The sequence below is a fragment of the Streptomyces sp. JNUCC 63 genome, from assembly GCF_054366325.1.
The window spans coordinates 2,630,055-2,644,128 of the sequence record NZ_CM135963.1; the positions used below are offsets into that span (position 1 = coordinate 2,630,055).

The 14,074-nt window shown below is 70.8% G+C and carries 17 protein-coding genes; 9 read left to right on the forward strand and 8 right to left on the reverse strand.

Translation table 11 applies throughout. The features are described 5' to 3' along the window. Nucleotides 1-936 carry an amino acid ABC transporter permease gene (locus tag ACX25U_RS11775; RefSeq protein ID WP_454391295.1) on the forward strand — a complete coding sequence of 312 codons (936 nt, stop codon included), beginning with the start codon at nucleotides 1-3 and terminating at the stop codon, nucleotides 934-936. A 50-nt stretch (nucleotides 937-986) separates the two neighbouring features. Further along, nucleotides 987-1,739: an amino acid ABC transporter ATP-binding protein gene (locus tag ACX25U_RS11780; protein ID WP_454394215.1), complete on the forward strand. Its 753-nt coding sequence runs from the start codon at nucleotides 987-989 to the stop codon at nucleotides 1,737-1,739. 70 nt (nucleotides 1,740-1,809) lie between these two features. Here the strand turns inward: ACX25U_RS11780 and ACX25U_RS11785 are convergent, their stop codons facing one another. Together ACX25U_RS11785 and ACX25U_RS11790 are read right to left on the reverse strand one after the other, a co-directional pair. Then, nucleotides 1,810-2,256: a hypothetical protein gene (locus tag ACX25U_RS11785; protein WP_454391297.1), complete on the reverse strand. Its 447-nt coding sequence runs from the start codon at nucleotides 2,254-2,256 to the stop codon at nucleotides 1,810-1,812. A gap of 156 nt (nucleotides 2,257-2,412) precedes the next feature. Further along, nucleotides 2,413-3,192, reverse strand: coding sequence for a class I SAM-dependent methyltransferase (locus ACX25U_RS11790; RefSeq protein WP_454391299.1), 780 nt, complete (start codon nucleotides 3,190-3,192; stop codon nucleotides 2,413-2,415). A gap of 102 nt (nucleotides 3,193-3,294) precedes the next feature. Between ACX25U_RS11790 and ACX25U_RS11795 the strand changes: the two genes are divergently transcribed. Beyond that, entirely contained in the window at nucleotides 3,295-3,924 is a 630-nt protein-coding gene (locus ACX25U_RS11795) for a CGNR zinc finger domain-containing protein (RefSeq protein WP_454391301.1), read from the forward strand. Here ACX25U_RS11795 and sodX read toward each other — a convergent pair. Continuing rightward, nucleotides 3,828-4,262, reverse strand: a complete 435-nt coding sequence (gene sodX / locus ACX25U_RS11800; RefSeq protein ID WP_454394217.1) for a nickel-type superoxide dismutase maturation protease — start codon at nucleotides 4,260-4,262, stop codon at nucleotides 3,828-3,830. The genes ACX25U_RS11795 and sodX overlap by 97 nt on opposite strands. 145 nt (nucleotides 4,263-4,407) lie before the next feature. On the opposite strand from sodX, the gene sodN reads away from it, so the two are divergent. From sodN to ACX25U_RS11815, 3 genes are all read left to right on the forward strand, one after another. Beyond that, nucleotides 4,408-4,803: a superoxide dismutase, Ni gene (gene sodN / locus ACX25U_RS11805; protein ID WP_109539088.1), complete on the forward strand. Its 396-nt coding sequence runs from the start codon at nucleotides 4,408-4,410 to the stop codon at nucleotides 4,801-4,803. A 142-nt stretch (nucleotides 4,804-4,945) separates the two neighbouring features. Next, nucleotides 4,946-5,356, forward strand: a complete 411-nt coding sequence (locus ACX25U_RS11810) for a helix-turn-helix transcriptional regulator (protein ID WP_454391304.1) — start codon at nucleotides 4,946-4,948, stop codon at nucleotides 5,354-5,356. Between the two features lie 9 nt (nucleotides 5,357-5,365). After that, a complete protein-coding gene (locus ACX25U_RS11815; RefSeq protein WP_454391306.1) occupies nucleotides 5,366-5,788 on the forward strand; it encodes a VOC family protein in 423 nt (140 codons plus the stop codon). Between the two features lie 318 nt (nucleotides 5,789-6,106). On the opposite strand, the gene ACX25U_RS11820 is transcribed toward ACX25U_RS11815, so the two are convergent. After that, nucleotides 6,107-6,691, reverse strand: a complete 585-nt coding sequence (locus ACX25U_RS11820; RefSeq protein ID WP_454391308.1) for a dihydrofolate reductase family protein — start codon at nucleotides 6,689-6,691, stop codon at nucleotides 6,107-6,109. A 122-nt stretch (nucleotides 6,692-6,813) separates the two neighbouring features. On the opposite strand from ACX25U_RS11820, the gene ACX25U_RS11825 reads away from it, so the two are divergent. Then, nucleotides 6,814-7,404, forward strand: a complete 591-nt coding sequence (locus ACX25U_RS11825; protein ID WP_454391310.1) for a TetR/AcrR family transcriptional regulator — start codon at nucleotides 6,814-6,816, stop codon at nucleotides 7,402-7,404. Here the strand turns inward: ACX25U_RS11825 and ACX25U_RS11830 are convergent. From ACX25U_RS11830 to ACX25U_RS11840, 3 genes are all read right to left on the reverse strand, one after another. Then, complete coding sequence (locus ACX25U_RS11830; RefSeq protein WP_454391312.1) at nucleotides 7,401-8,003, reverse strand: GNAT family N-acetyltransferase; 603 nt, start codon at nucleotides 8,001-8,003, stop codon at nucleotides 7,401-7,403. The genes ACX25U_RS11825 and ACX25U_RS11830 overlap by 4 nt on opposite strands. 179 nt (nucleotides 8,004-8,182) lie before the next feature. Further along, nucleotides 8,183-9,385 (reverse strand): family 2 encapsulin nanocompartment cargo protein polyprenyl transferase, encoded by a 1,203-nt coding sequence (locus ACX25U_RS11835; RefSeq protein WP_454391314.1) that lies wholly within the window; start codon nucleotides 9,383-9,385, stop codon nucleotides 8,183-8,185. Between the two features lie 139 nt (nucleotides 9,386-9,524). Beyond that, the gene (locus ACX25U_RS11840; protein WP_454391316.1) at nucleotides 9,525-10,931 is read right to left on the reverse strand and encodes a family 2B encapsulin nanocompartment shell protein; all 1,407 of its coding nucleotides are present in this window, start codon (nucleotides 10,929-10,931) and stop codon (nucleotides 9,525-9,527) included. Nucleotides 10,932-11,119: 188 nt separating this feature from the next. On the opposite strand from ACX25U_RS11840, the gene ACX25U_RS11845 reads away from it, so the two are divergent. Beyond that, nucleotides 11,120-12,037 carry a 1-aminocyclopropane-1-carboxylate deaminase/D-cysteine desulfhydrase gene (locus ACX25U_RS11845; protein WP_454391318.1) on the forward strand — a complete coding sequence of 306 codons (918 nt, stop codon included), beginning with the start codon at nucleotides 11,120-11,122 and terminating at the stop codon, nucleotides 12,035-12,037. Nucleotides 12,038-12,068: 31 nt separating this feature from the next. Here ACX25U_RS11845 and ACX25U_RS11850 read toward each other — a convergent pair whose 3' ends face one another. Then, nucleotides 12,069-13,664: a Na+/H+ antiporter gene (locus ACX25U_RS11850; protein WP_454394219.1), complete on the reverse strand. Its 1,596-nt coding sequence runs from the start codon at nucleotides 13,662-13,664 to the stop codon at nucleotides 12,069-12,071. Nucleotides 13,665-13,739: 75 nt separating this feature from the next. Between ACX25U_RS11850 and ACX25U_RS11855 the strand changes: the two genes are divergently transcribed. Beyond that, nucleotides 13,740-14,000, forward strand: coding sequence for a UBP-type zinc finger domain-containing protein (locus ACX25U_RS11855; RefSeq protein WP_454391320.1), 261 nt, complete (start codon nucleotides 13,740-13,742; stop codon nucleotides 13,998-14,000). Nucleotides 14,001-14,074: the final 74 nt, after the last annotated feature.

Below are 14,074 nucleotides of genomic sequence, written 5' to 3' on the forward strand. Positions count from 1 at the left end.
GTGACTGCTGACATCGACAAGACGGCGGAGTCCAAGGACACGCCCCCGGCCGGACCGCAGGCCATCAAGGCCATCCCGGTCCGGCACTACGGGCGGTACCTCACCGCCCTCATCGCCATCGCGATCCTCGCCGCGATCATCTACGCGTTCGGCCAGGGCAAGATCAACTGGCACGCGGTTCCGGACTACTTCTTCGACGACCGGATCATGACCGGCGTCGGCAAGACCCTCCTGCTGACGGTCCTGTCGATGCTGATCGGTATCGTCGGCGGCGTCGTCCTGGCGGTGATGCGCCTGTCGAAGAACCCGGTGACCTCGGCCATCGCCTGGTTCTACATCTGGTTCTTCCGCGGCACTCCGGTCCTGGTCCAGCTGTTCCTGTGGTTCAACCTGGGCCTGGTCTTCGACTACATCAACCTCATGCCGCTCTACAAGGACTCCTGGTCGAACTTCATGACGCCGATGCTGACGGCGCTGCTCGGCCTCGGTCTGAACGAGGCGGCATACATGGCGGAGATCTGCCGCGCCGGCCTGCTCGCTGTCGACGAGGGCCAGACCGAGGCCGCCCACGCGCTGGGCATGAGCCACGGCAAGACCCTGCGGCGGATCGTTATTCCGCAGGCCATGCGGGTGATCGTGCCGCCGACCGGCAACGAGGTCATCAACATGCTGAAGACGACCTCGCTCGTGGCGGCCGTCCAGTATCCGGAGCTGTTCCGCTACGCCCAGGACATCGGTCAGGTCTCCGGCGCCCCGGTGGAGATGTACTTCCTGGCCGCCGCCTGGTACCTGATCATGACTTCGGTGCTGAGCGTCGGGCAGTACTACATCGAGCGGTACTACGCCCGCGGCTCCAGCCGCAGCCTGCCGGCGACGCCGTGGCAGAAAGTCAGGGCGCACCTGACGTCCTTCTCCAGCAGGAAGGTCACGGCATGACCGACAAGCTCACAGAGCAGGACACCACTGTGCGCGACACGTCCGTCGCGATGGTCAAGGCCGAGGGCGTGCACAAGTCCTTCGGCCAGGTCGAGGTCCTCAAGGGCATCGACCTGGAGGTCGAGCCGGGCGAGGTGTTCTGCCTCATCGGCCCCTCCGGCTCCGGCAAGTCGACGTTCCTGCGCTGCATCAACCACCTGGAGAAGATCAACGCCGGCCGGCTGTACGTCGACGGCGAGCTGGTCGGCTACCGGCAGCAGGGCGACAAGCTGTACGAGCTGCGCGACCGCGAGGTCGCCATGAAGCGCCGGGACATCGGCATGGTCTTCCAGCGCTTCAACCTGTTCCCGCACATGACCGCGCTGGAGAACGTCATCGAGGCGCCGGTCCAGGTCAAGGGCCTGAACAAGGGCCAGGCCAAGGAGCGGGCGATGCAGCTGCTGGAGCGCGTCGGCCTGGCCGACCGCGCGGGGCACTACCCCTCGCAGCTCTCCGGCGGCCAGCAGCAGCGCGTGGCGATCGCCCGGGCCCTCGCCATGGACCCGAAGCTGATGCTGTTCGACGAGCCGACCTCGGCGCTCGACCCGGAGCTGGTCGGCGACGTCCTCGACGTCATGCGCGACCTCGCCGAGTCCGGCATGACGATGGTGGTCGTCACCCACGAGATGGGCTTCGCCCGCGAGGTCGGCGACAGCCTCGTCTTCATGGACGGCGGCGTGGTGGTCGAGTCCGGCAACCCGCGCGAGGTCCTGACGAACCCGCAGCACGAGCGCACACAGTCGTTCTTGTCGAAGGTTCTCTGACCGGTTGTCCCGATGGACTGAGGCCGTCCACCCCCGCTCCGGGGGTGGACGGCCTCCGCCGTCTTCTGGCCTACAGGTTCAGCCAGGGGCTGCGTGGCGACAGGTTCCCCTGGGTGTCGAGCCCCTTCATCTGCACGAAGGTGGTGAACTGGCCCTTGCCACGGAAGTCCTCGCCGGCGTAGCGCTTGTTGACCACCTTCCCCTTCGGGCAAGGGTAGGACTTCTTGGAAACGATCTTCTCACCTGTGGTGAGGACCCTGATGAGGATCGTGCACTTCGCATGCTTCTTCCCCATGGAGACGATCGCGCTCGGGTGTCCCACGCCCTTGGACTTCTTGGAGATGCAGGACTTCCAGATCACCACGGTGTCGTTATTGGGGAGGGCGTCGACGTTGGAGTAGGAGTAGCACCCGCCCTTACCGGACTCGGCATACGCCACCGGCGCCGTCGCCAGTCCGGTGATCGTGGCGATCGCACACGTCGCCGCGACTGCCGTGGCCGTCTTCCTGAGCCGCATCAAAGAACCTTCCATTCCCCGTGAGCGGCATGGATGCCGCTAGTCTTGATGCAAGATCATCAAGGCGCGGCGGCCCGCGCAAGCAGGAATCCGGCCGAAACGGCAGGGACCCTCCGTGTCTCCTCTCCGCTGCTCACTGAGCATGGCTCCAGGCCTCTACTTGAGCGCCAGCAGCAGCGTGTCCGATGGCGAACACCACACCGGCCGGGACTCCCCGAAGCCCTTCTCTCGCAGTACGCGCGCGTGCCAGGCGGCGGAGGGCATCTCGCCGTCGGCGTGGGCTCCGTAGATCTCGAAGCGGCGGGCCGTCGGCTCGGCGAGGACCGGGTCCTTGGCGGCCAGGTCCCACCATTCCGCCCAGTCGAGGGCGCCGTTCTTCATGGCCCGGTCCCTGCGGGCGCGGCTGTAGGAGGCCTCGGCGGCGTCGATCCTCGGCGTGCTGTCGTCGATCATGTGGTCGGCGTTCATGAAGACACCGCCGTAGCGGACGAGTTCCGCGACCTGACCGTAGAGGACCTCCAGGGCTTCCGCGCGCAGCCAGTGGAGGGCCGTGGCGGTGAGGACCGCGTCGTACGTGTCGTACGGGAGCCTGGCGGGCCAGCCGGGGTCCTTGAGGTCGGCCTCGACGAGGGTCACCCGCTCGTCGCCGGTGAAGGTGCCCCGCGCGATGGCGAGCAGGGCGGGGTCGAGGTCGACGCCGGTGCTGGTGGCCCCCGGGAACCTGTTCAGGAGGCGGGCGGTGATGCTGCCGGTGCCGCAGGCGAGGTCGAGGACGCGCGGCTCGGGCCCCACGAAGGCCTCCACCATGTCGAGCATGGTGCGGAAGCGGTCCTCCCGGTCGGGCATGTACCACTCCTGCTGGCGGTCCCAGCTCTCCTGCCAGGCCTGCCAGTCACTGCCGGCGGCGGTGGTGGCCCCCGTGTCCGTGTCCGTCATCGCGAACCCCTCCCTCACGCATGCCACGTAATACCCTGGAAGCGCGACCGTCTGTTACTCGACCACGTGACGACCATAGAGCCCCGCCCGTAAGGACTACAAGTGGAACTGGCCTATTACTCGGATTACGCCGTACGTCTCGTCAACAGCGAGGAACCGGCCCGGGGCAAGGACACCCTGACGTCGGTGGACGCGGTCCGGGACCTGTTCGGCGCCAACGCCTCGGCCGCCCGCCGCGCCACCGACGCCGACGTCACGCGCTTCCGCTCGGTACGGGCCCGGCTGCGCGCGGTCTTCGAGGCGGCCGACACGGGCGACGAGACGCTCGCGGTGGCCCTGCTGAACTCGCTGCTGCTGGAGTTCCCGGTGAGCCCGCAGATCTCCGGGCACGACCACCGCGACGAGGACGGCCGCCCGCTGTGGCACATGCACCTGGCCGACCACCCGTCCAACGCCACGGCCGGCTACGCGGCGATCGCGGCGATGGGACTGGCGTTCCACCTGACGGAGTACGGGGTCGACCGCCTCGGCCTGTGCGAGGCCGCGCCGTGCCGCAACGCCTACCTCGACACCTCGACCAACCGCTCGCGCCGCTACTGCTCCGACCGCTGCGCGACCCGCGCCAACGTGGCCGCCTACCGGGCCCGCAAGCGCCTGGAGGCCGACCGGTCGGTGAAGACGGGCCTGGCCGCCGACAGCGCCCAGCGCACCAGCGCCAGCGGCGAGCGCTGAGCGGGCTTGCGCGGCCGGTAGCGGAACCACACCTTGCCCAGGACCAGGTCCTCGGGCACGGTGCCGTAGTCGGTGCTGTCGCCCCCCGCGTACGCGTTGTCCCCGAGCACCCACCAGCCGCCCTCGCGCAGCTCCGCCGCGCGCTTGACGACCAGCAGGTCCTGCTGGAAGGGATGCCGCAGGACCACCACGTCACCCGGCCGGATCCGTGCGCCGTACTGCACCACGAGCCGGTCCCCGTGGTACAGCGTGGGCACCATGGACGGCCCGGTCACCTCGGCCAGCCCGAAGGGCAGTACGGCCCCCCTGCGCTCGCTCTCCTGCGACAGATCCGGCATCCCCGGCACCTCCCCGGTCCGTTCCTCCACCAGTCTCAGTCTCACCCGGGACTTTTGTCCTAAGCCCCAGGGGGCACCCGCGAAAACACGCCTTGCAGGGAGTAATGTCCCACCTGAGAAGACGATCACGAGGAAGGAATGCTCCATGCTTTCCCGCCTGTTTGCCCCCAAGGTCAAGGTCAGCGCGCACTGTGACCTCCCCTGCGGTGTGTACGACCCGGCCCAGGCCCGTATCGAGGCGGAGTCGGTGAAGGCCATCCAGGAGAAGATGGCCGGCAACGACGACCCGCATTTCCAGGCGCGTGCCACCGTCATCAAGGAGCAGCGCGCCGAGCTGGCGAAGCACCACGTCTCCGTGCTCTGGAGCGACTACTTCAAGCCCCCGCACTTCGAGAAGTACCCGGAGCTGCACCAGCTGGTCAACGACACGCTGAAGGCCCTCTCCGCCGCCAAGGCCTCCACCGACCCGGCCACGGGCCAGAAGGCGCTGGACTACATCGCCCAGATCGACAAGATCTTCTGGGAGACCAAGAAGGCCTGACCGCAGGTGTCGCCCGCTGATCGGCGGTCGGTGCACCACCGCGGGTCGGTGAGGACTGCGCAGGGGGTCCGGTCGGTCGTCCGGCCGGGCCCCCTCTGCTGCGCCGGGGCTCTCCTCCGTCGGCTCGTGCCAAGCTGGCGGGATGACACCCGAAGACCTGGTACGGCTGCGGCGGGCCCGTGACCGGATAAACCGTGAGTACGCCGAGCCGCTGGACGTGGCCGCGCTGGCGCGGACCGCGCTCATGTCGCCGGGGCACTTTCAGCGCAGTTTCCGGGCCGCTTTCGGGGAGACGCCGTACGGGTATCTCATGACCCGGCGTATCGAGCGGGCGAAGGCGCTGCTCAGGCGGGGGGACATGAGCGTGACGGAGGTGTGCCTGGCGGTGGGGTGTACGTCGCTGGGGTCGTTCAGCTCGCGGTTCACCGAGCTCGTCGGGGAGACGCCGAGCGCCTATCGGGCGCGGTCGCACGAGGACAGCGCGGTGATTCCGGCGTGCGTGGCCCGGACTTTCACGCGCCCGAGGCGCACGGGACCGCCGCCCGCGCCCTAACGTGAGGGGATGGACCTCAAACTCCACCAGTGCTTCATCGCCGTCGACGATCACGACAAGGCGCTCACCTTCTACCGCGACGTGCTGGGGCTGGAAATCCGCAACGACGTCGGGTTCGAGGGGATGCGGTGGGTGACCGTGGGGTCGCCGCTGCAGCCGGACGTGGAGATCGTCCTGGAGCCGCCCGCAGCCAACCCCGACGCCTCCCCCTCCGACAAGGAGGCCATGGCCCGGCTGCTGGCCAAGGGCATGCTCCGCGGGGTCATCTTCAGCACCGCCGACTGCGACGCGCTCTTCGCCCGCGTCCAGGAGTACGGCGCCGATGTCGTCCAGGAGCCGATGGACCAGCCGTACGGGGTCCGCGACTGCGCGTTCCGCGACCCGGCCGGAAACCTGCTGCGGTTCATGGAGCGGGCCGAGGGTCAGAGGTGATCCACGTACGCACACGCGTACACGCTCTGACCCTCCGCGGGCGGGGGCGAGGAGCCCGGGGGTGGACATGGGCCGAAGCCGTCGAAGCCGTCCTGGCCCGGCGCCGGCGTTTCGTTCGCGTCCTGCCAGACGTACGGCCCCCGTGGCTCGTTCGATTCCTGCAGCCACAGGGTGAGCCCACCGCCCACAACCACTGCGGTCGCCCACACAGTCACGGCCCACCGCCACACCCTGCGGCGCCGCTCCCCGCCCCGCTCCACCTCAACTCCTCCCCGCTCAACCGGATCCGACGGCAACGCTGCCGCCGGGCCGGGGCACTCAGCGCTTTCTGCGGTAGGTGCGGACCAGTACGCCGTTGCCGAAGGTCCGTACCTCGTCGAGGGTGAACTCCGTGACGCGGAAGCCGGAGCCGAACATCGGCATGCCCGAGCCCAGAACGACCGGGTAGGTCTTGATGACGAGTTCGTCGACCTCGTCGGCCAGCTCGCCCGCGAGCTTCGAGCCGCCGCACAGGTAGATGCCGAACTCGCCGGCCTCCGCCTTCAGTTCCCGGATCCTGCCCAGCAGGTCCGTGGAAATGATCTCCACCTTCGGGTCGGGAGACTCGCCCAGGGTGCGCGAGGCGACGTACTCGCGCAGGTGGGCGTAGGGGCTGGTGACGCCCTCCTTGAGGGCCACGTCGTAGCTGGCCCGGCCCTGGACGATCGTGTCGAACCGCTTGTTCTCCAGGTCATCGATGCCGAGCGCGCGGCGGCCGTGGGTGGCCACGGTCTCCGGGTACTCCGCCTTCAGGAAGGCGAGGAACTCCTCGTCGACGAAGGGGTAGAACATCCGCGCGTCGCCGCCCGGGTCCCCGATGAAACCGTCGATGGAGCAGGCGATGAAGTAGGTGAGCTTTCGCAAGCCGGTCCCTTTCCGTAGGCTGCCGTAACCACTCTGCTTGTAGTGCTTCAGTTGTAGTACTTCACTCGTAGTGGTTGCAAGGGGTTTCCGTGAGCCCGGGCAAGTGAGAGAAGGGATTCCGCATGGCCGGCAATCCGGAACGGCGGGCGGCGCTGGTCGACGCCGGGGTCGAGGTGCTCGCGCGCGAGGGCGCGCGCGGGCTGACGTTCCGCGCGGTCGACGCCGAGGCCCGCGTGCCGGTGGGCACCGCCTCGAACTACTTCACCAGCCGCGACGACCTGCTGCGCCAGATCGACGCCCGGCTGCACAGCCGCCTCGCGCCCGACCCCGAGGTGTTCGCCGCGCTGATGAACCGCCCCAAGGACCGCTCCCTGGTCGCGGCCTTCATGCACGACCTGCTGGCCCGCGCGACCCGTGACCGCACGGGCTACCTGGCCCTGATGGAGATGCGTCTGGAGGCCACCCGGCGTCCCGGACTGCGCGCCTCCTTCACCAAGTCGGTGCGCGGGGACCTGGAGGAGGCTCTGGAGCACCACCGGGCCGCCGGTCTCCCCGGCGGCGACGAGACCGTGACGGTGCTCTACCTCGCCGTGCTCGGCCTGCTCCTGGAGCACCTGACCCTGCCGGACGTCCTGGACGGCGTACTGCCCGGGGTGAGCGTGCCGGACGGCCTGGTGGACCGCATCGTGGCGACGGTCGTGCCGGAGGGCTAGGGCGTGCGGGATTCCCGCCACATCGGCCACATCCGGGGGCCGCCCGGGAGGTCGAGGGTGGTGCCGGTGAAGGTGAAACCCAGGCGTTCGTAGAGTTTGGTGCTGCGCTTGCTGCTGGCCTCCAGGTAGGCGGGCAGACTCTCGCGGTCACAGTGGTCGAGGACGTGCCGGATGAGCGCACTGCCCAGGCCCTCGCCCTGGCGGCCCGGGGTGACGCCGATCATCCACAGGTACTCGTGGGCGCGGTCCGCCGGGTGGGAGTCGGCCATCAGGCGGGCGATCTCCTCCACGCGCGCGTTGGCCGGGTCGACCGTCTCGCGCAGGCGTACGGCGTCGTCGGGGTCGTCCGGGCCGTCGGGGACAGCCGCCGGGATCGACAGCCACAGTGCGCACGCCGTGCCGTCCTCCGTCACGTCGATCCGGCCCTCTTCGAGCACGATGTCGGTGAAGGCGGCCATCAGCCGGTGGTGGGTCGTGCGGCGGTACTCCTCTCCGGGGAAGACCCAGCCGCTCACCGGGTCGTCCTGGAAGGCCTCGTCCAGCAGCCGTACGACCAGTGCGCGGTCGTCCTGCCCCGCTGACCGGATGCCTACGCCCATCTTCCGCCCTCTCAGCTCAAGTGACCCTGGAACTACGGGTGTTGAGCCTAGGGGAAAGGAGCGGGCCCCGCACACCGTGGGGCAGTGCGGGGCCCGCCGGACCGGAGTGCCGGCGGCCGTACGGGGTCAGGAGCCGTACGGGCCCGGTGGCTCCGGGGTCTTTCCCGGTGGGGCGGGTGTCAGCTGGTGCGCCTGGTCACGAACTCGGCCAGGGCCAGCAGGCCGCCCGCGTGCGCGGGGTCGGGGACGGCGCGGGCCAGGTCGTCCACGGCCCGGGCCATCCGGTCGGCCGCCTGGGCCTGGGCCCAGTCCCGGCCGCCGGCCCGCTCCACCGCCAGCGCGGTGCGCTCCAGCTCCCCTTCTCCTTCACGCCCTTCCCGGTGCGGCCGGGAGTACAGCTCGGCGAGTTCGGTGGCGGCCGGGGTGCCGGAGGTGAGCGCGGCGACCACCGGCAGGGACTTCTTGCGGGCGGCGAGGTCGGCACCGGCCGGCTTTCCGGTGCGGCCCGGGTCGCCCCATATGCCGATCACGTCGTCGATCAGCTGGAAGGCGAGCCCCGCCTGCCGGCCGAACGCGTCCAGCGCCTCGACCTCCTCCTCGCCCACTCCCGCGTACAGCGCGCCGACGGCGCAGGAGCAGCCGAGCAGTGCGCCCGTCTTGGCCTCGGCCATGGCCAGCACCTCGACGAGCGTGACCTCGTCGGGAGCCCGGTGCTCCAGGGCCGTGTCCGCCTGCTGGCCCGCACACAGCTCGACCACGCAGGCCGCGAGCCGGGCGGCGGCCGCCTGGGACGCCGGATGCCTGTCCTCGGCGAGCAGCCTCAGGGCCAGCGCCTGCAGGGCGTCCCCGGCGAGGATCGCGTCGGTGTCACCGAACACCGTCCACGCGGTGGGCCGGTGCCGGCGGGTGGCGTCCCGGTCCATCACGTCGTCGTGCAGCAACGTGAAGTTGTGGACCAGTTCCACCGCCGCGGCGGCCCGCGCCGCCGCGGCCCTCGCCTCCGGCCCGCCGAGCGCGGCGGCCGCCGTGAGGACGAGTGCCGGGCGGATCGCCTTGCCCCCGTTCCCCGCGGCCGGCGTGCCGTCCACGTGCTCCCAGCCGAAGTGGTAGCGCGCGACCCGGCGCATCGAGGCGGGCAGGGAGGCGACCGCCGCTCGCAGTTCGGGATCGACCGATCTCCGGGAGTGCTCGAGGATCAGCGCCGCGTCGTGCCCGTCGGGCGCGTCCGCCGGGCCGCCCGCGCGGCTGCCGGCGGCGCGTCGCGGGGGCGGCGGATCGGCGGAGCCCCCCGTCCCTCCCGGCCGCTCCGTCCCTCCCGGCCGGGGCACGGCCGCAGGACGCTGTGCCGTCCGCTCTGTCGTCCGGTGTGTCGTCTCCGTCATGAACTCAGCCATCCGATCCACATCCGATCCCCCTCGGAAGAGACCGCGGACGGTGGGGCTTCCGCAGCCGGAACCTGGCGCGTACCCCCGGGGTGTACCCGGCCCGGAGGGCCGGGACACCGGGAGGCGGCGCGAGTCGTCAGCGCCAACGGCCGACCTCGATGTTCTCCAGGACGCCCAGCGCGTCCGGCACCAGCACCGCCGCCGAGTAGTAGGTCGTCACCAGGTACTTGATGACCGCCTGCTCGTTGATGCCCATGAACCGCACGGACAGGCTCGGCTCGATCTCGTCGGGGATGCCCTTGGCGCGCAGCCCGATGACGCCCTGATCGTCCTCGCCGGTGCGCATCGCGATGATCGAGCTGGTCCTGGCCTCGGTGACCGGGATCTTGTTGCACGGGAAGATCGGCACCCCGCGCCAGGTGGGGATGCGGTTGCCGCCCATGTCGACGGTCTCCGGGACCAGCCCCCGTTTGTTCAGCTCGCGGCCGAACGCTGCGATCGCGCGCGGATGGGCGAGGAAGAGCTTGGTGCCGCGGCGCCGGCTGAGCAGCTCGTCCATGTCGTCGGGGCTCGGCACGCCGTCGTGCGGCTGGATCCGCTGGTCGTACTCGCAGTTGTGGAGCAGGCCGAAGTCGCGGTTGTTGATCAGCTCGTGCTCCTGGCGCTCCTTCAACGCCTCGACGGTCAACCTCAGTTGCTGCTCCGTCTGGTTCATCGGCTGGTTGTAGAGGTCGGCCACGCGCGAGTGGATGCGCAGGACGGTCTGGGCGATGCTCAGCTCGTACTCGCGGGGCCTGGCCTCGTAGTCGACGAAGGTGTGCGGGATGTCCGGCTCACCGTCGTGGCCGGCGGCGAGCTCGACCGCCTTCTCGCCGTACTTGTTGGCGCGCTGCCCCGGGATCGAGCGCAGCCGCTGGAGATGGGCGCGCAGCGACTCGGCACGGTCGGCGACCTGTTCGAAGTCGTGGCGGGACAGGACGAGGACGGTGCACGTGGTGTCCGCGCGGGCCGTGTACTCCCAGATGGCGTCCGGGTCGAGGAGCGCCTGGTCGCCGAAGTACGCGCCGTTGGCGAGGACGCCGAGGACCTGGTCGTCGCCGTAGGGGCCGGTACCGATCTTCTGGACCCTGCCGTGCGCCAGCAGGTACACCTCCTCGGCCTGGTTGCCGAACGAGGCGATCACCTGGCCGGCCCCGATCTCCCGCTGCCGGCAGCGCTGGGCGAGCTCCGAGAGCACGTCGTCGTCCTCGTACCCGCGCAGGGCCGTCAGTTCGCCGAGTTCGGCGGGGATGACCTCGACGCGGTCGCCGGTCTTCACGAAGGTGATACGCCCGTCGCCGACGGCGTAGGTGAGCCGCCGGTTCACCCGGTACGTGCCGCCCTGCACGTCGACCCAGGGCAGCATGCGCAGCAGCCAGCGCGAGCTGATCTCCTGCATCTGGGGAACGGACTTGGTGGTGGTGGCCAGGTTCCGCGCGGCCGCGGTGCCGAGACTCTGCTGCGGCCGGCCCTGCTCCGCGCGGACCTCTTCGCCTACCGACATAGAGAATTGCCCTCCCGCTCATGCCCGGCACGCTCGGCGCCGCGCATCGATTTGCGGGCACCAGCCTTCCATCACGGAGCGTGGCCGTGCCATTACCCGAACGAGCGGGAATGGATCACCACCGCCACGGGCAGACAGGGGGACCCCTCCCGGCTGCGGGCGGATCCGCGGCCCCGGACAATGGCCGGGTGACCAGCTCCGCCGTCCCCGATCTCGCCGCGCTCTCCCCGAGGCTCCCCTCGCCCCTGCAGGAGGTCGCCGACGACCGCTTCGCCCGGCGCGGTCTGCGGCTGCTCCTCAAGCGCGACGACCTGATCCACCCGGAGCTGACCGGCAACAAGTGGCGCAAACTCGCCCCGAACCTCGAGGCCGCGGCCGGACGGACGGTCGTGACCTTCGGCGGCGCCTGGTCCAACCATCTGCGCGCGACCGCCGCCGCGGGCCGCCTGCTGGGCCTGCGCACGGTCGGCGTGGTCCGCGGGCAGGAGCTCGCCGACCGCCCCCTCAACCCCTCCCTGGCCCGGTGCGCGGCCGACGGGATGCGGCTGCACTTCGTCGACCGGACGACGTACCGCCGCAAGTCCGAGCCGGAGACGCTCGCCGCCGTACTGCGCGACATCGGGGTCGAGGAGCCGTACGTCGTCCCCGAGGGCGGCAGCAACGCCCTCGCCGTACGCGGCTGCCGGGCCCTGGGCGAGGAGCTCGGCGCCCACGCCGACGTCGCCGCCCTGGCCTGCGGCACCGGAGGCACCCTGGCCGGACTGGCCGCGGGCCTCCCGCCCGGCCGGCGCGTCCTGGGCGTACCGGTCCTCAAGGGCGGTTTCCTGACGGCGGAGGTACAGGCCCTGCAGGAGCGGGCCTTCGGCACCCGCCGCGGCACCTGGTCGCTCGACGAGCGCTTCCACTTCGGCGGCTACGCCCGCGTCACACCCGAACTCGACTCCTTCGCCGAGGACTTCACCGCCCGGCACGGCGTCCCCGTCGAGCGCACCTACGTCGCCAAGCTGCTGTACGCCCTGGTCGCTCTGGCCGGCGAGGGCGCCTTCGCGCGCGGGACGACGATCGCCGCGGTCGTCACGGGCAGCCCCTTCCCGGCGCAGTCCTGACCCATGCGCCCGTCCGCGTGCCCGCCCCCGCTCACACCGTCTCCCGGTAGGCGGCCGCCTCCTCCAGGTCCAGCCTGCGCAGCAGGGTGCGCAGCATCTCGTCGTCGATGTAGCGCCCGTCCCGCAGGCGTACGAAGACCTCGCGCTCGGTGCTGATCACGTCCCGGGACAGCCGGCGGTAGGTGTCGTCGACCGACTCGCCGGTGACCGGGTTGGCCTGGCCGAGGCGCTCCCACACGGAGTTGCGACGGCGCTCCAGGACCGTGCGGAGCCGGTCGGCGAGCGGCTGGGGCAGGGCGTTGCGCTCGTCCTGGAGGAGTTCCTCCAGGCGCTGCTCGGCGGCTCGGGAGGCCTGTGCCTGGGCGTTCGCCTCGGCCAGGGTCTCCGCCTGCGCACTCCGGCCGGGGAACTTCAGCAGGCGGATCAGCGGCGGCAGCGTCAGGCCCTGCACCACCAGCGTCCCGATGACCGTCGTGAAGGTCAGGAAGAGCAGCAGGCTGTGCCTGGGGAACGGCTCGCCGTCGTGCAGCGTGGCCGGGATCGAGAAGGCGATGGCCAGGGACACCACGCCCCGCATCCCGGCCCAGGCGGTGACCATCGCGCCCCTCCAGGTGGGATTCTCCTCCCGCGCGCGGACGCTCCGGAACAGCAGGCGGGGCAGGAACGCCGCCGGGTACACCCACACGAACCGGGTGGCGACGACCACCAGGAAGACGGCGACCGCGTACCAGGCGGCCTCGGCGCCCGCGTGCGTCCTGAGGCCCCTCAGGACGATCGGCAGCTGCAGTCCGATGAGGGCGAACACCGAGGACTCCAGGACGAAGGCGACCATCTTCCACACTGCCTCCTCCTGGAGCCGGGTGGCGAAGTCGACCTCCCACGCGCGGTGGCCGAGGTAGAGGGCGACCGTGACGACGGCGAGCACACCGGAGGCGTGCAGCTGCTCGGCGACGCCGTAGGCGACGAACGGGATGAGCAGGGAGAGCGTGTTCTGCAGCAGCGGTTCCCTCAGGCGGGTGCGCAGCCAGTGCAGCGGCGCCATCAGCACCAACCCGACGCCGACGCCCCCGACGGCCGCGACCAGGAACTCCTCGACGCCCCCGGCCCAGGTCGCGCCCTCGCCGACCGCGGCGGCCACCGCCACCTTGTAGGCGGTGATCGCGGTGGCGTCGTTGAACAGGGACTCCCCCTGCAGGATCGTGGTGATCCGCGAGGGCAGCCCGACCCGGCGGGCCACCGCCGTCGCCGCGACCGCGTCCGGCGGCGCCACCACCGCGCCCAGCACCAGCGCCGCCGTCAGCGGCAGCCCCGGCACGATCAGGTACGCGGCCCAGCCGACCACGAAGGTCGCGAACAGCACATACCCGACCGAGAGCAGCGCCACGGGCCGCAGCTGCGCGCGCAGGTCGAGGTAGGAGCTGTCGCGGGTCGACGTGTACAGCAGCGGGGGCAGCAGCAGCGGCAGGACCACTCCGGGCTCGAGGGTGTAGACGGGGACTCCGGGGACGTAGGAGACCGCCAGTCCGACCGCGACCAGCAGCAGGGGTGCCGGTACGGGGGTGCGCCGGGCGGCCCCGGCCACCGCGGCACTGCCCGCGACCAGCAACAGCAGCGGCATCACGTCCATCGTCCTCACCCGCCCGTCGTTCTCGCCGCCCGCTTTCCGCACGGTCACCCGCACGCCCGTCGTAACCTGGCAATCATGAAACAGTGCACGCACGCCGGCACGCTGCCGCGTCCGGAGCCCGCGCCCGAGAGCGAGACCTGCCCGGAGTGCCTGGCGGACGGCACGGATCCGGTGCAGCTGCGGCTGTGTCTGACCTGTGGGCACGTCGCGTGCTGCGACTCCTCGCCGAGGCAGCATGCGACCAAGCACCACAAGGACACCGGGCATCCGGTGATGCGGACCTTCGAGCCCGGCGAGGACTGGCGTTGGTGCTTCGTGGACCACGTGCTCGTGTGACCGCGCTCCTGCGACCGGGGGTCGGGCGGTTCGACGGTTCGACCCTCTGACGTCTGGGTACGACAATCCGGCCC